This is a genomic window from Bacillus cereus group sp. BfR-BA-01524 (assembly GCF_022662595.1).
Classification (GTDB): Bacteria; Bacillota; Bacilli; order Bacillales; family Bacillaceae_G; genus Bacillus_A; species Bacillus_A thuringiensis_S.
Map to the genome: position 1 here is coordinate 20,037 of NZ_JAKUDW010000019.1, position 21,349 is coordinate 41,385.

Sequence of the window (21,349 nt, forward strand, 5' to 3'; positions counted from 1 at the left end):
CCCTTATTTTCTTCCTATTTGAATAGAAATCAAGGTACTTTTTCATTAAAGTTTTTAAACACTTGTAGCTGCTAAACTATACATACAAGAGATAAACTCCTTAACAAATGCATCAATTTCTTCTTTTGTAATTATATATGGAGGAAGTAAACGAATGATGTTCCCTTGTGTAACATCAACTAATATCCCCTTCTCCATTAGCTCTACCTGTAATTTCTTCACATTTTCATTCGCATCATTCAAACTAATTCCAAACATCATGCCAGCATGACGTACTTCCCCAATATAATAAGAATTTTCTTTCTGAATTTCTTGCAATTTATCATTCAAATAAAGTGACGTTTCATACGCTTCTTGCATTAAACCATCGTCAATCAATGCGTTTAATACCGTTAACCCTAAAGCCGTTCCCATTGATGAATGAGCAAATGTTGTGCCGTGATCTCCTGGTGCGAATACATCACATAACTTTTCACCTACAATAATTCCGCCAAGCGGTATCCCGCCTCCTGCACCTTTACCAATTTGAATAATATCCGGTGTAATATTGAAATTTTGATAAGCAAATAGTTTGCCAGTTCTCCCCATACCACTTTGTACTTCATCGACGATCAGTAGTACATTATATTTCTCACATAAGTTTTGAACACCATGTAAATATTCACTTGATAAAGGGTATATCCCCCCGCTTCCTAATACAGGCTCTAGCATAATCGCAATTGGATTTTCTCTAACAATTGTTTCTTCTAATTGCTCTATATTCTCGCGCTCTACTTCATATACTGGAATCGATGTTTTAGGGAAATTTTGATATACACTTTCCTGTCTCGTAAAATGAAGTGCTCCTAACGTACGCCCGTGGAAACTATTCTTCAGTACTACAATTCCTTCACGTTCTTCACCCTTATTAGCTCTATATTTATCAATTAATTTCAACGTTGTTTCTGTCGCTTCCGTACCAGAGTTTGTAAAAAAGACTTTTCCGTTTTTTAAAGAGCAATCAACTAATTTCTTTGCATATTCAATTGCAACTGGGTTTAAGAAATGAAACGGTAAATGTAACGATTTCGCAACTTGCTCCATTGTCGTTTGGACAATTTTAGGATGATTGTATCCTAATACATTTACTCCTACGCCAGAAAATAAATCTAAATACTCTTTACCATCTACATCATACAGTTTACACCCTTCTCCTCTTTCCATTGCAACCTCTGTACGACAATATGTAGACATCATATATTCTTTATCTAATTGAAACCAATCCGACATGTTAAATTCCTCCTAGTTATTTTCCCTTTTTTAACGTTCATTCTCTATATAATCGTTTATAAATTAAGTTTTAAGATTGAAATTTTAATAGTTGTTTTTTTCCACTTTTTTAGTAAAACGTGTGCTTTCTCTTCCCGATATTCATTTTTCCATAATTTCTTCTATTTCAACAGGTCCACTACATATGTGTTTTTTTCATCTAGCGGTATGTTACTGCTTTGAACTTTGCATGTCGTACATAATTAGGGCTATAGAATCATATTTAGTAACAATGGACAAAAAAGATTTGGAGGCTATATCGATGGATGAAAACTATGATAAACAAGGGCAACCTATACTAGGGAAAGACTTTAATGAAAATGACGAACGTAATGAACAAGCTAAACTTCACTCTCAAACAGTTGGTTCACGTGGACCCGTACTAGAGCAAGATAGTGTACTGCATGAGTCATTACAACAATTTATTCATGAAAAAATTTTAGAAAGACCCGTTCATGTAAAAGGATTTGGTGCGTTCGGTTATTTTCAAACGATATATTCGATGTCTGAACATACTAAATTAAGTTTTTTACAAAATTCTAATGAGAAAGTTCCTGTTATGGTGCGATTTTCGTTAGCTGTTAGTACGAAAGGAACACCGGATACTGCAAGAAATGTACGCGGTTTTTCCACAAAATTTTATACAAAAGAAGGCATTTTTGACCTTTTATGTAATCACATTCCTGTTTTTTCTGTTCGTGACCCAATGCGTTTCCCTGAAACGATTCAAGCATTATTGCCTTCACCTAAAAATAACTTAATAGACCCTGATAGATTTTGGAGTTTTGTCGCTAAAGCACCTGAATCTATTCATTTTGTTGTCCATTTATACTCTAATAATGGTACAGCCAAAAGTCTTCGCCACATACCAGGACATAGTGTAAATACATACGTTTGGAGAAATGCGGAAGGTAATCGAAAGTATGTAAAGTATCATTGGTACCCATTTGAAGGTGTACAGTACATTACTAGTAAAGAAGCAATTAAACTAGCTGCCGAAAATCCTGATTATAGCGGGAAAGATTTATATGATGCAATTGAAAATGGTAAACCAGTGGAGTATGGTTTATACGTCCAGCTCATGGATCCGAAAAATGAAGCGCACCTTTCTTATGATCCTTTAGATGACACAAAAGTATGGGATGAACAGACGTATCCTCTCATACCAGTCGGGAAAATGGTATTAAATAAAAACCCTGAAAATTTTATGGAACAAGTAGAAAAAGTCGCATTCTCCCCTTCTAATTTACTGGATGGCGCAGAACTATCAGATGATAAAATGCTTCAAGGGCGCGCTAACATTTACAGTGATTCACAAAGAAGAAGAATTGGTCCCGAATTTCGCAAATTAACGATTAACCAACAACAAGATTGGACACCCGCTAATCAAATTACAAGCGGTGACGGAAGGTACGTTGAAGGTAAACTTGAAAGAACTTCTATAACAAAACAGAATGACTTTACGCAGGCTGGGGAATTTTATACGAAGTTAAAACCAATAGAAAAAGAACATCTCGCTGAGAACTTAGCTAGTGATTTGAAAGTTATATCCGATGATATTCGAAAGGTAGTTTTGGGGTATTTTCATAAAGTTTCAGCTGATTTGGTGAATAAAATTGAGAGTGCAATACAAAAGCTTTGAGAATATAAAAAAACGTCATTTTTAATCTTTAAAATGACGTTTTTTTATGGTGAAATTACTAGGAATTTCTATCGCCTCATTTACAAGTATTAACGAAATTTTTCTCCTTCAAAATTTCCGTTATTTCATTTTGGATTATGATACTCATTTCTCTTTTTCAAATAATCTTTTTCACATTGCAACGGTTTGTATTCCACTATTTTCCCTTGCTTCTTTTTCGTTTCAGTAACAACCCATTCCCCTTTTTCAAGTTCAAGATGTTTTATCACATTTGTATCGTCTATTTCTTTATAGAGTAAAAATGCTTCAAGCGGCTTTACAAACAATCTTGGCTCTCCTCTATATCCACCACTTTCAAAAGCTTTAGTTAACGAATTATAATACGTATCATCAATCCGACCACCATACATTAAATGTGCAGCTTCTAAATCTCTTTTATTAACTTCCAAAAAGCCACCTTCATCAAAATTCAAATGAAATACGGATTTAATGTCCTTCATAATATTTTCCACATACTTTTCATCCCGAATTTTACTTTCTTCGAGACAATCTGAAGTTAACTCTGGTGCATCTGTTTGAGAATGTACAACGTGTTGTATCGATACACACAAAATAAATACGCTTAAGATGTACAATATTTTTTTCATAATTACATATCACCTCAAATGATTTAGATACTATATTATTTGAGGCTTACAATATTCTTATGCTAATAATGTAAAAGGCCCTATAATTCAGACTATTATAGGGCCTTTCATATTAATATTGCTTTATCAAATTCACCGGCGAAGCCAGTACCTTACTACTCTTCACATCATATAAGCCTATAGGCGTTACTCTTATAAAAGGCAAGTGCGTCGCAGAAAAGAATAAAATTGTAAATGCTGGATCGTCATAAGCATATCCTCTTTCTTGCAGTAGGTTCACCATCTTTTTCTCTTTCTGTATTACATTACTCATCTTTTCATCTGACATAATCCCAAGTAGCGGTAATGCAATTTCATGTAACACTTCATTATTTTCAGCTATCACCATTCCTCCGCCGAGCTCTTTTACTCTATGAAAAGCTGTAAGCATATCTTCTTTACTTTTTCCAATGAGAATCATATCACCTGTGCCGGAATAAGAACTAGCAAGACCACCTAATTCTTTCGCAAAACCTTTTACAACTGTATTTACTCGCCAAGTACCATCACGAGCAATCATCATGAGGAAGCATTCATCATGATCAATAGAAAGTTCATCGTGGTTCAAGTCAATTTCACTTACATATGGTTTTGTTATAACGTTATTTAATAAATGCATACCCGTTTTATTAGGGAAAATCATATCCCCTTTCTCTATGGACCAGTCTAATGTTAGTGGAGTTACTTTGAAGTTACTCCATTCTATAAGTAACGATTCATTTTTGTTTATTCCGGCACGCTTTACCCATTGTCCCTTTGTAATGACACTGATTGGTACTGGGTTTTCTTTACTTTCTAAAATATTCATATTGGCCACTCTACCTGTCGCAATTGAACCATGCACATGCTCCATATTATAATAACGGGCAATATTATAACTAGCCATTTGGTACGCATCTATTACCGGTACCCCTTGCTCTATCGCTATTTCTATCAAGCGATTCGTCATGCCGTTTTCATAAAATGACGGATGCGAACCGTCTGTTGTAAAAAAGAATCTATCAAACTGCTTCACGCCTAATTCCAACAATTCTTTTAATAAAACTTCTAAATCCGGTCTAATGGAAGAATTTCTAAGTGAAACGGTGTAGCCTTGCATAAGACGAGTAAAAGCTTCCTGCCCTGTCATCGCTTCATGATCACAATCTGTACCTAACAACTTTAACTTTGCTAACGTTGCTTCAGATGCACCTGGGAAATGTCCTTCTACTTTTTTCTGTAATCGCTTCGTTTCCTGCACCCAAGTTAACATTTCATCATCACCATGTAATAGTTTTGGCCACGCTGTTAACTCTCCGCCTTGAAGAACCGCTTCATGCTGCAGCCACTCTATTATTTCTTCACTATTAAATAAAGATTCCCCGTTTTGCAATTCAGTCTGTCCATCAAAACGGCACCACCAATACATACTTGCTGGAATCTTATTGAATTCATCTAATAAACGAAATGATTCTTCACGTTTTAATGTGAAAAATAGAGTTAAATTATCATTAATAAAAGTCGTTGTCCCAAATTGCATCGCATGATTTGCTAGCGTCTCTGGGTTATACAACTGATATGGATGTGCATGGGGTTCTATGTAACCGGGTACGACATACTTTCCTTCGCAATCAACAACTTCACAATCCGTTAATTGCTCTGGCAGCTGCTCCCCTACGTATACAATCCGATCATTATATATCCAAATGTTTGCTGTCATCCACTCGCGCATATAGGAATTTAAATATGTTGCATTCTTTAATAATATGTGTGGACTTCTCTTACCATCTAGTACTTCAACATGTTCTCGTAATTGCTTATTACTCCATTTAAAATGATTTTTCCCCATTGTATTCAACTCCACTGTTATATTAGTTAAGATTAGAAATAATTAATTAACTAAAGTATTATCTATTCATAACTCCCCTTTATAACCCCTATTACTTTCATTATATGAAAAGATTATAAAAATAACAATTTTCAGAAATAAATACATTTCTTTTCTCCAAAATAAAAAGAATGCCATGCAACTGACATCCTTTTATTTTTATGCTAAACAATAATTGATTTTCACTTTAAAGTACAGTTGTATCGTATTTATATTCCACATATACTTCATGTCATATCATAAATGCTAACACTGTCCACCTTTGTAAAATTTCAAGAGCACTTCTTTTATATACAACTATAGTGGAATCCCATTTACTTTCTTTTCATCTATTTATTAAATTCAATTTGCATCATTTTATTAAACTGCGGAACAATATCGATCCCACCTATAGAGTTAAGACTAATAGCCAATGTATGTTTGCCTCCAATTACTCCCCCAGCAAAAGTTGTAAATCCAGGAATTCCTCCTCCATGCCCCCAAACTGAAACACCGTTTGGAAGTTTAGTCTCATAGATTCCAAGACCGTATGCGTCACTAACCCCTTTTCCTTCTACAGGAACTGTAGTAAGCATTTCTTTTAGCTCGCGTTCCTTCAGTAACTTACCACCGAGTAAAGATGAAAAGAACTTATTTAAATCATCCGCATTAGAAATCATATCTCCAGCTGCATTAGCTAAACTCGGATTATAATACGTAATATCTTTCAACTCGCCTGTTCCTTCCATTTTCACATATCCACGAGCATGGTTCTTTCCTGGGATGACAGGTGAATTTCCTGGTAAAAACGTATTGGATAGGTCCAAAGGTTCAATAATTCGCTTTTCGATTTCTTCCGCATAACTATTTCCAGTTATTTTTTCAATAAGCATTCCTAGTATTACGTATCCTGTGTTTGAATACAACCAGTCTTTACCCGGCGAGAAATCTGGAGGCAGAGAAAGGCCTATTTTCACTATTTCTTCTGCGGAATACGTTTTTTTCGAATTCATTATGCCCGCATCTTTTGACTTTAAGTATTCAGCGATACCACTCGTATGATTCAAAAGTTGTCGTATCGTAATTTGATTGCCATCATACCCATTTCCTTGGACGAGACCTGGTAGCCACTTTTCAATTGGATCGTCAAGTTGTAAGCGATTTTCTCCTACTAATTGAAGAACAGTCGTGGCAGTAAAAGTCTTCGTCACACTACCAATCCGAAAGCGATAATCCGATTTTACCGGTTTCTTTGTACTTAAGTCCGCCACGCCAGCAGTAAAACTACTAGTTTTTCCGTTATTAGACGCCTTAGCTAATATTCCTACAGCACCAAGCTGTACTGTTTCCTGCATTACTTGTTTCCAGCCATTACGATTCTTTTGATCATGTACTTGTGACGAACTAGAAATATTTTGATTTGACTCTGCAGTCACAGTAAAACCTGGCGTGAATAGAGTAGTACCCGCTAATAAAACTGCTAAACTTGCCAACTTAATTTGATTACGTGTTTTCATAAGGATTTCTCTCCTCTATTAATATCGTATTGATTCAAGCTATACTTTCATCCTATATGATAAACCTCTCTTTTTTCTTATCCATTCCTTACGAAATACTTACGTTTAAATTTAAATAGGGTAAATTGAGCAAAAGTTATGCATGCAAATAAAAAGAGAACATATTTTCATTTTTGATGTAAACATGTTCTCATAAACGTTTAAAATTCTATATTAATTTTTCATCCTATTCTTTAAACAACTAATCTAAATTCCTTTTACCAGCCCGCACTAGCATTCATACCATTTCCAATAATAGAGAGTAATAGCGGCCATAATACTGGTCCCAATGTAAGAAATACATTTAGAAGTATGAGCATTCTATATCCACCGGTGAAATTGTGATTCTTACGATTAACAACTACTAAACTGATTAATGATATTATAGTCGTTAAAAATAATACTAACATTAACAACCAATACCACACCATTAAGCTAAGACTCCATGGTGTTAATAGCTCATGTATGATACAAAATGAGATTCCTAATACCGCAAAACTAAAGCTAGTAACTGCTATTTTTATAAGCCATATACTTATTTTTTTATCGTATGTATTTTTACAATATAAATCTATTAAAGTATACAAAGATAAATATGCCATTAATACGCCTATCCAAGATAATAACCAATCACCGTCCCCTTGAAATAATAAGAACAGCAACCAACACATACCTACTGCTGAAAAAACAAAGGAAATAAGTATGCTTTTTAATACCGATTTCATTACATTTTTACACCCTTAAAAAAAAAAATTAATTATAATTTATAAAAATTAAGTATAGGTTAACATGTAATGAAGTATAAGTAAATAAAGTTAATTTTGTTTACCTATTTGAAGGCGGTTTCATATAAGAAAATAATTCATGTTAATCAAATTTCCGTATAAAAATAGAAAAGGTGGATATTTATGTATCCACCTTCCCATCTCCCTCTACCCACTTCATTATTTCTTCCACATCTAAATCCGTATACGTCTTTTCACCATAACGAACAGACTCATATAACGAGATAATATCCCTTGTTCTACAAATTCTTTTTAACCATTGTTGTATCGTTTCATAGGACCTTCTCTGTTCATGAAATGGTAATGTTCTTTCCCATTCAACTAACGTTTTTCTTATCTTATCTGTCGGTAACGGCCGTTCTAACTGATGAATGACTTTTTCATTCTTTATGCTTCTTACCGCAGTTTGCTTTGTGATCGATTCTTTCTCCTGTACTATTTCTGTTCTCGTCAATTTGTTCCTAATATACTTGTAGATGGCATATATAATTAATATTGCGATTATCACATAAAAAACTATAGTAATCCATACATTTGAAAGAACAGAAAGCACGTCACTCCATAGACTTTCTCTTTCGAAAGGTTGAAATTTTTTACCCGTTTTCGTTCTTATACCCGTATCTTTTACTTCTTCATATTCATCTTCATCTATTTTGGAATCATCAAAATTTTCACCTATACTAGTAAAGTCATAATTTCTTTCCGATATTGTCTTAGTCTTACTGAAAAAACGCTCTTTTACTATGTCTTGTACATACACAATACCTTGTGATAACGTTATCGCACTAATCGCAAAGAAAAGTATGATTAAAGTTCTCACACTCCATAACTTCACTTTCATATGTCGCTTTTTATTCACCATGACATAAGCCCCTTCTTATTCTTTCATTACAATCCATTTATTCGTTCTACTGTATTTCTTTGGTGAAGTACCAATAATTAAAGGAACCGCATGTTCGAATTTAACACGCAATTCACCACTGTTACTGAAGATACGAGCAAATCTTCTATTTCAACATAACTGTATCGAAAATAGATTCTACGAATAAAAAAAAGATGACCTCAGCCATATGCTAAAGTCATCTTTTTCTACCTTATTATTTTACTAACTCTCCATTATAAACTTTTATATTAAGCGGAGCAGTTAAAAATTGTGGTGCTTTGCTAACGAAAGATGTGAAGTGTTCACTCGTATTATGACTCGCAACTGCTGCTTCATCTTTCCATACTTCTACCATCGTATATACACTATCTTTTTCTGTATCTTTATAAAGATCATAAGAAATATTTCCACTTTCTTCTCTTGAACCATGAAGTAGTGGCTGAATTTCTTCTAAAAATGATTGTTGTTTCGCTGGATCTACTTGAAATATTGCGTGAATAATAATCATGGTGTTTCCCCTCTCATATTCCACTTATTTCTTTTAAAATTACTTCCACTCAGCAACTTTTTCAACTGGAAGACGTACTGATTGGTAACCACTGTCAGCAGCTTTTCCGATTGAAATTAACATTACTGGTACGTGACGCTCTTTATCTAATCCGAATGCTTCTGCGATTTGGTCTTTTTCAAATCCTCCAATTGGGCAAGTGTCATAGCCGTGAGCACGAGCTGCTAGCATAAATTGCATAGCTACAAGACCACCGTCAATTAATACAGTATCTTTCATTACTTCTGGTGTAACCATTGAAAAGTAACCTGAAAGTTTTTTCATTTGATCTTCTTTTACTTCTGCTGGCATTAAACCGCGCTCTACTGCTGTACCGTAAATTTCTTCTGCGTTATCAAAGTTGTTTAAGTCACCAAATACAGCAATCATTGCTGAAGATGTTTCTACTTGAGATTGATTGAATTTCGCAAGTGGCGCAAGTGTTGCTTTTGCTTCGTCACTTTCAATTACTAAGAATCTCCATGGTTGCATGTTTACTGAAGATGGTGCAAGTGTTGCTTCTGTAAGAATTTCTGTCATTTCTTCTTTGCTAATTTTCACTGCAGGATCGTACTTACGAATTGAACGGCGTCCTGTTAAAATTTCGTTAAAATCATTTGTTTTTACTGAGTTAGTCATAGTTGTATTCTCCCTTTTTTAAAGTTCTTTTATATTTTCTTGAATGTGATTTAACATATTTAAAAGATTGTCGCGTTCTTCCTCACTTAATCCTTTAAATGCAGATGCTGCAAAACGTTCTTTCTCCTCTTGAAACGCCTGAATTTTATTTCGTCCCTCTTCAGTAAGAGAAACTAACGTAATTCTGTTATCGTCTGGATTTTTACGTCTTGTAATCATTCCGTTTGCTTCCAGTTGCTTTAAATGCCTTGTAATCGCAGCATTATCAATATTCACTTCTTGTTGAAGTGCTTTTTGACTAATTTCACCTACTTCATATAACTGAAGTATAAGCTCTAATCGAGACTGGCTCATACCCGTACACCCTTCAAACTTCGAACTTACTTCTTTATTTAGAAAGTGTAATTTATATAAAATAATCGCTTCTTTTGAGCATGAACTTGTCAAATTAACCCTCCTTTACAATCCAAATGAAAACATTTGATGTATCAATAGTTGATATGTCAATTAATATAATCTATATCGATTTAGAATGCAAGCATTTTGTTTTCATTTATATTTTTCCAAATTAAGGCGCTTTGTCGCGTTACAAAAAATGTAAATTGCATTATAATAGTAATAATTTAAATGACTGGAGAGTGATTGTAATGCGGCAATACACAAATAGAAATGAGGAAATGAAAATGGAAAATGAAATGAGGATATTTATATATGACAACAATAAATATAGGGATTGTCGCGCACGTAGACGCTGGCAAGACGAGTTTGACTGAGCGTATTCTTTATGAAACGAATGTGATTAAAGAAGTTGGCCGAGTTGATAGTGGAAGCACGCAAACTGACTCAATGGAATTAGAAAGACAGCGCGGAATTACGATTAAAGCATCTGTCGTTTCTTTCCTTATTGATGATGTAAAAGTAAATGTCATTGATACACCTGGACACGCTGATTTTATCGCTGAAGTGGAGCGATCATTCAGCGTTTTAGACGGCGCAATCTTAGTGATTTCTGCCGTTGAAGGTGTGCAAGCACAAACAAAAATTTTAATGCGAACATTACAGAAACTAAACATACCGACTATTTTATTTGTTAATAAAATTGATCGTAGTGGCGCAAATAGTGAAAAGGTCATAAAGCAAATAAAAACGATTCTTTCAAATGAAGCATTCCCCTTTTACTCTGCCCAAAACGAAGGAACAAAGGAAGCTCGTATTATTGAATATAAATCATATGACGATTGTATTGAACGATTAGCACCTTATAATGAATCATTACTTGAGTCATATGTAAATAACGAAATCGTAACGGACGCACTATTAAGAAAAGAACTAGAAAAACAAATACAGCAAGCAAATGTGTATCCTATCTTTTTCGGTTCAGCAATGACAGGTATAGGAGTAACTGAATTGCTCAAAAATATTTCAGCCTTATTTCCAGCTAATAAATCGGCAGAAAATGAAATATTATCCGGTGTTGTTTTTAAAATTGAACGTGAATCTTCCGGAGAAAAGATTGCTTATGTAAGACTTTTTTCAGGTAGTTTACACGTCAGAAAATATGTGGATATACAGCGTGGAGAGTCTCTACCGCATAAGGAAAAGATTAAAAAAATGTGCCTATTTCATAATGGAGATGCCGTTCAAACTTCTACCGTTCCAAGCGGTGATTTTTGTAAAGTGTGGGGACTGAGTGATATTAAAATTGGTGATATTCTTGGTGAACGGACGGATTATATAAAAGATATTCACTTTGCCGAACCACAAATGGAAGCTGCTATTGATGCGGTACCTATGGAACGAATTCATGATTTGTACGCTGCTCTTATGGAACTATGCGAAGAAGATCCACTCATTCAAGTGTGGAAAGATGATGTGCATAATGAACTATATATTCGCCTTTTCGGTGAAGTACAAAAAGAAGTAATTGAAACGACTCTTTTTGAGAAATATAATTTGCAGGTTACTTTTTCAAATACGCGAGTTGTATGTATTGAGAAACCAATTGGCGTAGGTAATAACGTTGAAGTAATGGGTGAAAAAGAGAATCCATTTTACGCAACTATTGGTTTTAAAATTGAACGTGGTGAACTTAACTCTGGCATAACGTATAACTTAGGTGTTGAGCTTGGATCACTACCTTTAGCATTTCATAAAGCAATTGAAGATACAGTATTTCAAACGTTAAAACAAGGTTTATACGGATGGGAAGTTACGGACATTTCCGTCACACTTACACATACCGGTTATGCTAGTCCTGTTACAACAGCGAGTGACTTTAGAAACTTAACACCGCTCGTTTTAATGGATGCTTTAAAACAAGCTGAAACATATGTATATGAACCAGTTAATGAGTTTGAATTAACTGTACCGGAGCAGGCAATTAGTACCGCAATGTATAAGCTTGCTGCTATTCCAGCAACTTTTGCAGAGCCTATATTATATAATGATTCTTACCAATTAACAGGAGCGTTACCTGTTGCAAAAACAGAGAATTTTAAAAGAATGCTTCATTCCTTTACAGAAGGAGAAGGTATATTTACAACGAAGCCATCTGGTTTCACAAAGCTGAAACCTCCCTTCCCTACTCGAAAACGTGTTGATTATAATCCACTGAATCGGAAGGATTATTTGCTTCATGTGTTGAAGGCTTATTAAAGTAAAAGAGGTGCAATTCGCACCTCTTTTTGCATGTATTGATAAGTTAGTTTTCCCTAACAACTTCTTTAAGTTTCTCTATTATTTTCGCTATCGCTTCAATTGAATTCTCTGTTTCAAATTCCCCAACATTTACAGAATGATTTGCATTTTTGACAACTTCTATCTGTAAATTCGTTTTATGTAACTGATCCATTTGACCTGCATTATATTGGTGATCTTTCTCTCCAATTACTAAAAGCCCTTCATGATTACTATGTAAGATAGAACCAAAAATCGTATCAAACGTCAGTAACGGCGTCATTAATATCATTTTCGACTGTAAAAACTCTACTCTCTTCATTAAATCATTCGCAATTGGAATTGTTCCGAGTGATTTCCCTAAAAACATCGATTTGCTGTATTGTTCATTTTTAAACACTTCATTTATTACGGGATTAATATCATCCATCATTATTTTCGTTACTTCTTCCATTGGTTGATTCATTAATTGTCCATCATAAGAATAATGGATATGTACAACATCAATTTTATGTTCAAGCATTAACATCGTTGCATAATAAAATAATGGTTTATCATAATTGTAGCCTGAACCTGAGAACATAAAGCAAACCGTACTGGAACCTTTTTCGATATGTGTGTAATGAATTACTTTGTCATTTATATGTATTTCTTTTTTAGTCCCCTTCATCGTTTTCCCCTCCGAATACATTTAATCTTGTAATACAATATGCTCTGTATGAACTGCTATATCCTTTACTTTTTCTTTTATAAACGCGGGCTGTAAATTATATGCCTCTAACTCTTCTACTGGCACCCACTTAAACAAATACGTTCTACCTACCCTCTTCTTCCAAAATATATTGATTCGCTCCACTTGCAGGTAACTCATGTAGCACTACTTCATAATAAAAACTAATTTCATGAAACTTTCGCTCAAAAAGTGTAAAGAAATTTTCTACTGACCATATTAATCTCTTCCCTTTAATAGGAACACCTATTTCTTCTGCAAGCTCTCGTTTTAACGCATCTTCACTATTTTCTAGCATTTTCACTCGTCCACCTGGTACATACCAAAAATCTTCACCGTTACCTTGCAATATAAGGAGTTTATTACCTTGTTTACAAATTGCTCCGACTCGGTAATTAAAACATGTTTCCTCAACTTTAAACGTAAGATCCACACCCATTCCCCCTTACATATTTTTTAAATATCGAACATTACAAAACTAATATGTATGTGCTGTACAAATAAGATTACTAAATTTCTCTAGTTCGTTCAATAATTTTCGAACTTTCCAAAAACAATACATATCATTTGTCATCACAAGTATAAATACATATGTCACAATTACTGCGCACACTTCGGAAGCAGTATGGGGGACGAATGCATCTCTATCAATACACAAAACTGAAAAATCAAATAATTCCCAAGGAATCATTGTAAAGATAAAGTGAAACATCAATAAGTGATAAGTGGAGTTTTTATCTTTTTCCTGTTGTTTTTAAATATAGTTAAGACATTATTAAAAAGACGCAAGGTCAACTTATGTGCTAATTAATTCTTTTTGTAGAAAAAGCGTCTTTTATTGCACTTGTTACTACATTTAGGAATAATAAAATAGCCATAACTGCCGTTAGTACATTAAATTGCTTTGTTTTATAAGGAGCGAACCATTCCGTAAAGAACTCTGAATTAACGAGACGATCCCCAACTCCTCCTTCCTTGAAGTTCGGTATCCACGAATTCATATCAAGGATGATAAAAATTAGTTGCATAACGAAAAATGCTCCAATAGTTTTCAGCCAATTTCGTATTCGACTAGGGCGCTCTTTTTTTGATGTCATTTAAACCATCCTCCTTTTAGAATTTGCTATTAAAGAGCCTTGTTCTGATAGATACGAATAGATAATATCCATGAAACCCCATAGCACCCCACTGCTATGACAGCAAATAAAAGAAATAATTTCAAATCTGAAATCTCTTTTAAAAAGGTCAGTACGCCATTAGCATATTTATTTAATAAATACGGAGTATTTCGCATTAAATATATAACTCCAATAGATAAAAATATAAAAACTGGTACAAGTGTTTTCACTTTAAATGCAACAAAAAATGGGATGTAAAATGCTGTTATCAGCATGACTGCCAAGAAACCTAGTATGTAACTTTCTAAGGAAAGTTGAAATTCCATGCTGTCTAAAATAAAATATTTTCCAACTAAACAAAATGGGATGATTACTATTGTAAAAAGTAAGGTTCCAACGTATTTTGAACTTATAATTTCCTTCCTAGTATACGGTAATGAGTTTACTAAAATATTAGCATTATCTTTATCATCAGATTGATATGTGTTAATTACAAAAACGGCACTACAAATGATTATGACATATGCTACATCCATGCCGGCCCACAAATAGGTAACTAGAAATAAGAGATAAGCAGGCAAGAAAGTTTTTTGTAAAATCAAATCCTTTTTAATTAAATTAAGCATCTTGAATCCCCCTTTTTCATGAAATACATAATATCCTCTAAACTTGGTTTTTCAATCACCACATCCTTATCAAATAAGTTCTCGATAGAATGTGCATTTTCAATCAATCCCTCGAAACCTGTATTTGCCTTACGTACAGAAATAAATTCACGCGCAATATCAAACTTTAACAAATCTAGTGGTCCTTTGACTAAAACATAATCCTCTGCAATGGCATAAATATCTTTTGTGAAAATATGCTTCCCATTTTGAATAAATGTAATATAATCGGCAATGCGGTCTAAATCCGTTGTAATATGTGATGAGAAAAAGATAGTTTTCTCTCCATCCTGCATAATATTTTGTAGAACATCCAATAATTCTCTTCTGAATACAGGATCAAGTCCAGATGTAGGTTCATCCATAATAATTAGTTCAGCATGATGTGAAAGGGCAATTGCGAGAGAGGCTTTCATTTTCATTCCTTTGGAGAATGTTTTCATTTTTTTATTTAATGGTAATTCGAACAGATCTTTATAATATGTAAATTGGTTAAAATCCCATTTTTTATAAGCAGGCGCAATAATTTTAGTAATTTCCTTTAATGTGAGTTCATCATAAAACACATTATCGTCATAAACGAAACCAATTCTTTCTTTAATTCGTTTCGCATCAGTCGAATAGTTCATGCCAAATAAGGAGACGTTTCCACTATCCGGGTTTATTAGATTCATAATCATTTTAATCGTTGTAGATTTACCTGATCCATTTCCTCCAATAAAACCCGTAACAAATCCTTTTTTTACTTCCATCGAAAAATTGTTTATTTGAAACCCTTTAAAAGATTTACTGACATTTTGAAGTTCTATTACGTTTTCCAAGAGTTTTCCTCCTCGTATAAAATTGTAAGCATTTCTTTTAGTTCATTTAAAGAAACATCCATTTGCTTAGCATTTTGAATCGCTTCACATAACTTTTCTTCAACTGTTTTTAATTTTTCTTCTTTCATAGTTTCAATGTTTTGTTCTGCTACAAAGGACCCTCTTCCGACAATTGAATTAATAAAACCGTCTTTTTCCAGTTCTTCATATGCTCTTTTCGTTGTAATAATACTTACTCGTAAATCTTTTGCTAACTGACGCATTGAAGGAAGGGCATCTCCTTGTTTTAAATCACCTAGTAAAATAAGTTTTTTTATTTGGAGTCCGATTTGTTCGTAAATGGGTTCCTTTGAAGTGTTGTTAATAATGATTTGCATGCAAATACCTCTTTTGAAAAATATTGTATATATACTTTATATACAATATATACTATCGCATATTTTAAATCAACAGAAAATTCCCAAAATATAGTTACAAACACAATCTAATAATGTAATTAATACAACTTATTTATACGGGCCTTCCTTGTATTAGCCGGATTTTGAGGTGGAGGTCTTGCTACTAGCTAATACACGATAAAGACTTCGTTGTGTTTCACAGAAAAATTGGCACAACTGATAGTGTGAAAGCGAAAGAGTTTGAAATAGAAGAAAAATTTGAGGAAGTTGATATCAAGTTAGACTAGGATGAGGATGACGAAGAAGGACTGAAAAATATGTTTTCTAAGCTGTGGGAAATGTACGGGGAAGAACCAATTGAGTTATAAATTTATATACGAAAAACACCTAGTTTCTTTAGTAACAAGGCGTTTTTTCTTCATACTATGTTTAAATTGTTATCTTTCCACTCTCCCACCACTCCATAAAAGTCTTTAAAGAAGGAGCAACCCACGTTCTACTATCATTTTCATGATTCCATACATATATATTATCTCTTTGCACTTTTCCATTCAAAATGGAATAGCCAAACAAATCACCATTTCCGCCATCAGCAAAAAATAATAAACAGTCAAAAGGCATATATAGATCCTTAAAATCAGCTATATTTCTCATATTCACATTTTCAGTTTTAATTTTTGAAGTAGACCATATAAAATCCCCGTACTCACCTTCTATACCGTTTGTTTCTTGTAATAATTGATATAAATCATTCGGTAACTCCAAATGTAAACATTGTTGTATATCAGTAAGTTCCTCCTTCGTAGCCGGATTTTTCAAGCTTAAGTTTGATGAGATACTGTGAATGGATGTTTTTCCACATCACCTTTTCTCCTCCTTATGTGCAATCAAGTATATTCAAAGGACTCATCTAATTTATTGATACCACTTTTCTAACAATTCCTTCTCCCTTTCCCCTGAAATCCCTGCTTTTAATTCCCATTTCTCCACACTCTTCATCCACTTATACACATCTGTAACTGTATGTTCTAAACTTCTAAAAGTAAGTCCTTCTTTAACAGCACTTGCAATACTAATTGAAAATCCACCTTTCCACGGCTTCGTTTCACCTTCTAATGCCAAAGTTTCTGGAAGCCATAATGGCATTTCTGTCCATGGCTGTACTTTATTCTTATTCATAAATGATTCATCGACCCAAACGAATTCAGCACCGCTATTCGTAACCTTTTTACACGTATTTAATAGTTCTTCCATCGTCAATTCATCATTCGGACCTGTTATGTTGAATGTACCTGCTTTATTGTTTTCTGCCATGTTTAGTCCCCAGTTTGCGACATCTTTTATATCAACTATCTGCACTGGACGGGTTTTTCTTCCTGGAACTAACACTTTACCTCCTTTTGCTACACGCTGAATCCAGTATGTTAGTCGATCTGTATAATCAAACATTCCTGAAAGAAGTCCTGCTCTTACGTGTAAAACACGCCCCGGCCAATACTTCTCTGCCTCTTTTTCACATAATACTTTAAGCGCACCATAATGCTCATAAGGCGATATTTCACCATTCTCTACAGCCTTTATTTGCTCATTCGTTGGTTCAGGTTGTAATATATAGTCTTCTTTTATTTCATGCGAAATCCAGTCTTTATATACGGAAAGACTTGAGATGAATATATAGTGTTCAATATTATCTTTCAGTACTTCTCCAACATTTCTGATGTGATGCGGAGAAAACCCACACGTATCCACGACAACGTCCCATTTTCGATTTTCTAAACTTGATACATCATCATTTCTGTCACCGATAAGCTGCTCCACTTCAGGAAAAACTTCTTTGTTTGTTCCGCGGTTAAATAATGTAACTTCATGCCCTCTTTTTAAAGCCTCTTCTACGAAAGCTCTTCCTAAAAAACGTGTACCACCTAGAATTAGAATCTTCATAGCTCTCCCCCATTCGTGATTGAAAATCCTTTCTTTTGTTTAACGATTTTTTGTTGTGAAAAGTTACGGGGGATAATTTAATTTTTTCTACAAGTTCAATATATGTAATTTCGACACTTTTTCTATTTTAAAAACAATAATATGGAAATATTCATTCTGTCGATTTCCATTTCATATATAATTAAAATATCGGATATTCGATTAACCACTTATACATACTTAGGCAGGTGAAAAATATTAATAAACACATAGTTTATCATTCAACATTATGTATTTATTTTCTCACATCACTTGTATATATCATCTTGCTGAACATAGAAAATGGTCGTAATTATTTGGGGTTTACAATGGTTGTTCCACTTTTAGCAGTTATTTCATATCAAACATTATATAAGAAACAAAAAATAGTTCATACACTTGGAATTTCACGTCCAAAAATAAAAACACTAATTTTCTCCATATTATTCTCACTACTTCTAGGGCTATGTCTCCATTTTTATTTTTATATTTATGATATAAAGTTCTTATATCATCATTGGAATGAATTAGGATTTCTCTTGCTCGTTGGTCTTACAGTTGGATCTTTATCTGCATTATTAGAAGAGATTATTTGGCGAGGGAATTTTCATTACTATTTACGAAAAAAATGTTCATTCATGCAAACAGCTATTATTATAGCTTCTCTTTGGTCTTCATGGCATTTACCAATAGCAATCTTTTATAAAAACTATGAGTTTCAGCTTGTAGGAATATTAAGTTATCTCTCTTTATTATTTATATTATCTATAATTTTAACATACACGAGAGAATATGGCGGTTCTGTAATATCACCCGCAATTTTACATGGTATGTTTAATGTGTTTTATTTAACAGATGTAATACAGAACAAGTGGGATGCCAGCCTAATAGAATTAATTAAATTTACCTTACTAGCAATTGTGCTGGGCACGATGTATCTTATACTTCACAAAGTTAAAAAATAGTTAAACAGCTAAGAAAAAAGATGTTTCTTCTTTTAGTTGAAAGCAGCTTTAATAGATTAAAAAGCACTTCAACACCTTGCAATTATTTAATAATCGTATAGGTGTTGAAGTTTTATAATCTTAGTTACATAACTTTGTTAACACCACACTTTTTTCTATCATGGAGAACAAAACAAGTTTAACTAAACCCTTCATTCTTATTTTTATAAAAATACCCATATTAATCTTTTAAATAAGGAAGTATGCACTCTTTAATTAACTTCCATCTATCCCCTGCATTCGGTATAATTTCAGACGCAATTACTACAACCAAATCCTTTTTTGGAATACAACAAATCATATTCCCACCATCACCCATTGCACAATATGAATAGACATCCTCTTCTTCTCGTAACCACCATAAGTAACCATATTGATTTTGGTTCATTTCTGTCGATTCTTTTATCCATGATTTTGATAGTATTTGTTTTCCATTATAAGCACCTTCGTTTAAATACAAACTCCCAAACTTATTCATATCCCTAACCGTTAACGTTAGTCCCCATCCGCCCGTCGAAATACCATTTGGATCATGGACCCATCCCTTTACATCTTTTCCGAATAAGTCATCAAATCCAAATGCTTTCATATTGTATTTTGGAATTTCTCTCATGTCGAGTGGCTGAAATAAGTATTCATTCGCAAATTCACGCGCACTTTTTCCTGTTACACTCGTAATAATGGCGGATAGTACATGCACTCCTGCAGATGAATACTTAAAAGATCCGATTTCTCCGCCGTTCCCCATTCTATTAAGTGTATACTGTACCCAGTCTGGTTGTGTACATAGTTCTTCTAACGGTTCCTGCCAATCCGTAAAAGGATATGGTGCTGTCATTGTAAGGAGGTGTCGCACTGTTATTTCAGATGCCTTAGGTTTATATTCAGGGAAAAACTCTATTACTTTTTGATCAACGCTTTTTATATAGCCCTTATCTATACATATCCCAATTAACACAGAGATTATCGTTTTTGTAACTGACGCTACATGAAATGCATCATCTGGACCGTGTCCGTTATAATATTTTTCAAAAATAACATTCTCTTTCTGCACTACTAACATACCATTCATATTTTTATATTCTTCTTTTATAATTTGATCTAACTTTTCAGCAGTTTTCATTATTCTTTCCCCTTTAACCTATGATTAAAAAGGTTCGATAGGTACATATATATCAACTATATGTTTATGCTTGGGATGCTGCTTGGGATCATTTTTATATACTTCAAAAGGATACGAATCTCTTGGTTTGTATCCGCTATTTGGCAGCCACTCACCGTATATAAAGTCCCATGCTCCTTTATATTCATCTTGGAATATTTCAAAATGCCCTACTGCATACTTGCCTGAAGTTATTACCATTATTCCTATGTCGTTCTTTTCTGCTGCGGATTCATCTGGAATTGTTATACATAAACTTGTTCTTAAATGATGGTCCTCAGTAAACTCATGATGATCGTGGTAAATGGTTAATACTTTCGTATCCTCAAATACATGATAGTTTTGCTCCGCTACGTAATGAAATAATTTCTCTATCATTTCTGGAAAAGCTATAGTTAACTCCTCATATGTACCGATATGTCTTATGTATGCGATGTTTATATCGTCCGCTGTTACAATTTCAACATTTCCTCGAACCTTCTTACATTCATTGTATTGAGAAATTCCCCTTACGTCTTTGCAATTCTTGCTATTGTGATTTCGATATTGAGACGGACTTACTCCGTAATAATTTTTAAATGTACGGGAGAAAACTGCCGAATCGGTGAACCCGAAGTGATACGCAATATCTGTAATCGTTATATCTGTGCGATATGTAAGTAGATTTGTTGCCCTTTCTAACTTTAATCGGTTTACATACCTAGATAATGATTCGTCTACTATTCCCTTAAAAATTCGATGAAAATGAAACTTTGAGAATCCTGCTATATCCGCTAGCTCTTCAATGGATAGTGGACTGTCTATGTTGGATTCTATATAATCTTGAACTGTATGTATGCGTCTTACATACTCATTTCTACTTTGTTTATTTTCCATACTAATACCTCCTCACAACAAAAAGGCTAACTTCACGCTAGCCTACTT

Annotated in this window: 21 protein-coding genes and 2 pseudogenes; 4 read left to right on the forward strand and 19 right to left on the reverse strand. The window is 33.8% G+C overall.

The annotated features are described in order from the left end of the window. Window positions 1-54: 54 nt before the first annotated feature. Window positions 55-1,269, reverse strand: a complete 1,215-nt coding sequence (locus tag MR170_RS09030; protein WP_242307986.1) for an aspartate aminotransferase family protein — start codon at window positions 1,267-1,269, stop codon at window positions 55-57. Window positions 1,270-1,570: 301 nt separating this feature from the next. Here MR170_RS09030 and MR170_RS09035 point away from each other — a divergent pair, with 301 nt between their 5' ends. Further along, window positions 1,571-2,950, forward strand: coding sequence for a catalase (locus MR170_RS09035; protein WP_242307988.1), 1,380 nt, complete (start codon window positions 1,571-1,573; stop codon window positions 2,948-2,950). Between the two features lie 125 nt (window positions 2,951-3,075). On the opposite strand, the gene MR170_RS09040 is transcribed toward MR170_RS09035, so the two are convergent. The 8 genes from MR170_RS09040 to MR170_RS09075 form a co-directional block, all read right to left on the reverse strand. After that, window positions 3,076-3,597: a hypothetical protein gene (locus tag MR170_RS09040; protein WP_016081125.1), complete on the reverse strand. Its 522-nt coding sequence runs from the start codon at window positions 3,595-3,597 to the stop codon at window positions 3,076-3,078. A gap of 112 nt (window positions 3,598-3,709) precedes the next feature. Beyond that, the gene (locus tag MR170_RS09045) at window positions 3,710-5,464 is read right to left on the reverse strand and encodes an adenine deaminase (RefSeq protein ID WP_242307989.1); all 1,755 of its coding nucleotides are present in this window, start codon (window positions 5,462-5,464) and stop codon (window positions 3,710-3,712) included. A gap of 368 nt (window positions 5,465-5,832) precedes the next feature. Beyond that, on the reverse strand, window positions 5,833-6,999 hold the full coding sequence (locus MR170_RS09050; RefSeq protein WP_242307990.1) for a serine hydrolase domain-containing protein: 1,167 nt from the start codon (window positions 6,997-6,999) through the stop codon (window positions 5,833-5,835). A gap of 257 nt (window positions 7,000-7,256) precedes the next feature. Next, window positions 7,257-7,763, reverse strand: a complete 507-nt coding sequence (locus tag MR170_RS09055) for a DUF3902 family protein (protein ID WP_043315284.1) — start codon at window positions 7,761-7,763, stop codon at window positions 7,257-7,259. A 181-nt stretch (window positions 7,764-7,944) separates the two neighbouring features. Next, window positions 7,945-8,685 carry a signal peptidase II gene (locus tag MR170_RS09060; RefSeq protein WP_242307992.1) on the reverse strand — a complete coding sequence of 247 codons (741 nt, stop codon included), beginning with the start codon at window positions 8,683-8,685 and terminating at the stop codon, window positions 7,945-7,947. A 235-nt stretch (window positions 8,686-8,920) separates the two neighbouring features. Beyond that, on the reverse strand, window positions 8,921-9,214 hold the full coding sequence (locus MR170_RS09065) for a putative quinol monooxygenase (RefSeq protein ID WP_098640453.1): 294 nt from the start codon (window positions 9,212-9,214) through the stop codon (window positions 8,921-8,923). Between the two features lie 39 nt (window positions 9,215-9,253). Beyond that, window positions 9,254-9,892 (reverse strand): nitroreductase family protein, encoded by a 639-nt coding sequence (locus MR170_RS09070; RefSeq protein WP_242307993.1) that lies wholly within the window; start codon window positions 9,890-9,892, stop codon window positions 9,254-9,256. Between the two features lie 18 nt (window positions 9,893-9,910). After that, entirely contained in the window at window positions 9,911-10,339 is a 429-nt protein-coding gene (locus MR170_RS09075; RefSeq protein ID WP_050844104.1) for a MarR family winged helix-turn-helix transcriptional regulator, read from the reverse strand. Window positions 10,340-10,603: 264 nt separating this feature from the next. Between MR170_RS09075 and MR170_RS09080 the strand changes: the two genes are divergently transcribed. Then, window positions 10,604-12,547 (forward strand): GTP-binding protein, encoded by a 1,944-nt coding sequence (locus tag MR170_RS09080; RefSeq protein ID WP_242307994.1) that lies wholly within the window; start codon window positions 10,604-10,606, stop codon window positions 12,545-12,547. A gap of 46 nt (window positions 12,548-12,593) precedes the next feature. On the opposite strand, the gene MR170_RS09085 is transcribed toward MR170_RS09080, so the two are convergent. The 6 genes and pseudogenes from MR170_RS09085 to MR170_RS09110 form a co-directional block, all read right to left on the reverse strand. Next, entirely contained in the window at window positions 12,594-13,259 is a 666-nt protein-coding gene (locus tag MR170_RS09085; RefSeq protein ID WP_242307995.1) for an alpha/beta hydrolase, read from the reverse strand. Beyond that, a pseudogene (locus MR170_RS09090) lies at window positions 13,260-13,731 on the reverse strand (NUDIX hydrolase). A gap of 370 nt (window positions 13,732-14,101) precedes the next feature. Beyond that, window positions 14,102-14,395, reverse strand: a complete 294-nt coding sequence (locus MR170_RS09095; RefSeq protein ID WP_098650528.1) for a YfzA family protein — start codon at window positions 14,393-14,395, stop codon at window positions 14,102-14,104. Window positions 14,396-14,424: 29 nt separating this feature from the next. Then, window positions 14,425-15,042 (reverse strand): ABC-2 transporter permease, encoded by a 618-nt coding sequence (locus MR170_RS09100; protein WP_006927587.1) that lies wholly within the window; start codon window positions 15,040-15,042, stop codon window positions 14,425-14,427. Then, window positions 15,030-15,902: an ABC transporter ATP-binding protein gene (locus MR170_RS09105; RefSeq protein ID WP_242307996.1), complete on the reverse strand. Its 873-nt coding sequence runs from the start codon at window positions 15,900-15,902 to the stop codon at window positions 15,030-15,032. Before MR170_RS09105 ends, MR170_RS09100 begins: the two co-directional genes overlap by 13 nt. After that, window positions 15,890-16,279, reverse strand: a complete 390-nt coding sequence (locus tag MR170_RS09110; RefSeq protein WP_099683616.1) for a GntR family transcriptional regulator — start codon at window positions 16,277-16,279, stop codon at window positions 15,890-15,892. Before MR170_RS09110 ends, MR170_RS09105 begins: the two co-directional genes overlap by 13 nt. Window positions 16,280-16,581: 302 nt before the next feature. On the opposite strand from MR170_RS09110, the pseudogene MR170_RS32680 reads away from it, so the two are divergent. Next, window positions 16,582-16,668, forward strand: a pseudogene (locus MR170_RS32680) (DUF4240 domain-containing protein); the annotation flags it as partial. A gap of 61 nt (window positions 16,669-16,729) precedes the next feature. Here MR170_RS32680 and MR170_RS09115 read toward each other — a convergent pair. Together MR170_RS09115 and MR170_RS09120 are read right to left on the reverse strand one after the other, a co-directional pair. Further along, window positions 16,730-17,119: an SMI1/KNR4 family protein gene (locus MR170_RS09115; protein ID WP_242307998.1), complete on the reverse strand. Its 390-nt coding sequence runs from the start codon at window positions 17,117-17,119 to the stop codon at window positions 16,730-16,732. A gap of 96 nt (window positions 17,120-17,215) precedes the next feature. Then, on the reverse strand, window positions 17,216-18,241 hold the full coding sequence (locus tag MR170_RS09120; protein ID WP_242308000.1) for an SDR family oxidoreductase: 1,026 nt from the start codon (window positions 18,239-18,241) through the stop codon (window positions 17,216-17,218). A gap of 227 nt (window positions 18,242-18,468) precedes the next feature. On the opposite strand from MR170_RS09120, the gene MR170_RS09125 reads away from it, so the two are divergent. Then, window positions 18,469-19,224, forward strand: coding sequence for a CPBP family intramembrane glutamic endopeptidase (locus MR170_RS09125; RefSeq protein ID WP_242308002.1), 756 nt, complete (start codon window positions 18,469-18,471; stop codon window positions 19,222-19,224). Between the two features lie 220 nt (window positions 19,225-19,444). Here MR170_RS09125 and MR170_RS09130 read toward each other — a convergent pair whose 3' ends face one another. Together MR170_RS09130 and MR170_RS09135 are read right to left on the reverse strand one after the other, a co-directional pair. After that, complete coding sequence (locus MR170_RS09130) at window positions 19,445-20,386, reverse strand: serine hydrolase domain-containing protein (protein WP_242308004.1); 942 nt, start codon at window positions 20,384-20,386, stop codon at window positions 19,445-19,447. Between the two features lie 24 nt (window positions 20,387-20,410). Beyond that, window positions 20,411-21,301, reverse strand: a complete 891-nt coding sequence (locus tag MR170_RS09135) for an AraC family transcriptional regulator (protein ID WP_242308006.1) — start codon at window positions 21,299-21,301, stop codon at window positions 20,411-20,413. Window positions 21,302-21,349 lie beyond the last annotated feature (48 nt).

Bases quoted from the DNA above. Each gene is read 5' to 3' on its own strand.
- MR170_RS09055 (WP_043315284.1), bottom strand. From the start codon at position 7,763: ATGAAATCGGTATTAAAAAGCATACTTATTTCCTTTGTTTTTTCAGCA.
- MR170_RS09130 (WP_242308004.1), bottom strand. From the start codon at position 20,386: ATGAAAACTGCTGAAAAGTTAGATCAAATTATAAAAGAAGAATATAAA.
- MR170_RS09060 (WP_242307992.1), bottom strand. From the start codon at position 8,685: ATGGTGAATAAAAAGCGACATATGAAAGTGAAGTTATGGAGTGTGAGA.
- MR170_RS09050 (WP_242307990.1), bottom strand. From the start codon at position 6,999: ATGAAAACACGTAATCAAATTAAGTTGGCAAGTTTAGCAGTTTTATTA.
- MR170_RS09110 (WP_099683616.1), bottom strand. From the start codon at position 16,279: ATGCAAATCATTATTAACAACACTTCAAAGGAACCCATTTACGAACAA.
- MR170_RS09070 (WP_242307993.1), bottom strand. From the start codon at position 9,892: ATGACTAACTCAGTAAAAACAAATGATTTTAACGAAATTTTAACAGGA.
- MR170_RS09120 (WP_242308000.1), bottom strand. From the start codon at position 18,241: ATGAAGATTCTAATTCTAGGTGGTACACGTTTTTTAGGAAGAGCTTTC.
- MR170_RS09030 (WP_242307986.1), bottom strand. From the start codon at position 1,269: ATGTCGGATTGGTTTCAATTAGATAAAGAATATATGATGTCTACATAT.
- MR170_RS09080 (WP_242307994.1), top strand. From the start codon at position 10,604: ATGACAACAATAAATATAGGGATTGTCGCGCACGTAGACGCTGGCAAG.
- MR170_RS09085 (WP_242307995.1), bottom strand. From the start codon at position 13,259: ATGTATTCGGAGGGGAAAACGATGAAGGGGACTAAAAAAGAAATACAT.
- MR170_RS09095 (WP_098650528.1), bottom strand. From the start codon at position 14,395: ATGACATCAAAAAAAGAGCGCCCTAGTCGAATACGAAATTGGCTGAAA.
- MR170_RS09035 (WP_242307988.1), top strand. From the start codon at position 1,571: ATGGATGAAAACTATGATAAACAAGGGCAACCTATACTAGGGAAAGAC.
- MR170_RS09045 (WP_242307989.1), bottom strand. From the start codon at position 5,464: ATGGGGAAAAATCATTTTAAATGGAGTAATAAGCAATTACGAGAACAT.
- MR170_RS09040 (WP_016081125.1), bottom strand. From the start codon at position 3,597: ATGAAAAAAATATTGTACATCTTAAGCGTATTTATTTTGTGTGTATCG.
- MR170_RS09065 (WP_098640453.1), bottom strand. From the start codon at position 9,214: ATGATTATTATTCACGCAATATTTCAAGTAGATCCAGCGAAACAACAA.
- MR170_RS09135 (WP_242308006.1), bottom strand. From the start codon at position 21,301: ATGGAAAATAAACAAAGTAGAAATGAGTATGTAAGACGCATACATACA.
- MR170_RS09100 (WP_006927587.1), bottom strand. From the start codon at position 15,042: ATGCTTAATTTAATTAAAAAGGATTTGATTTTACAAAAAACTTTCTTG.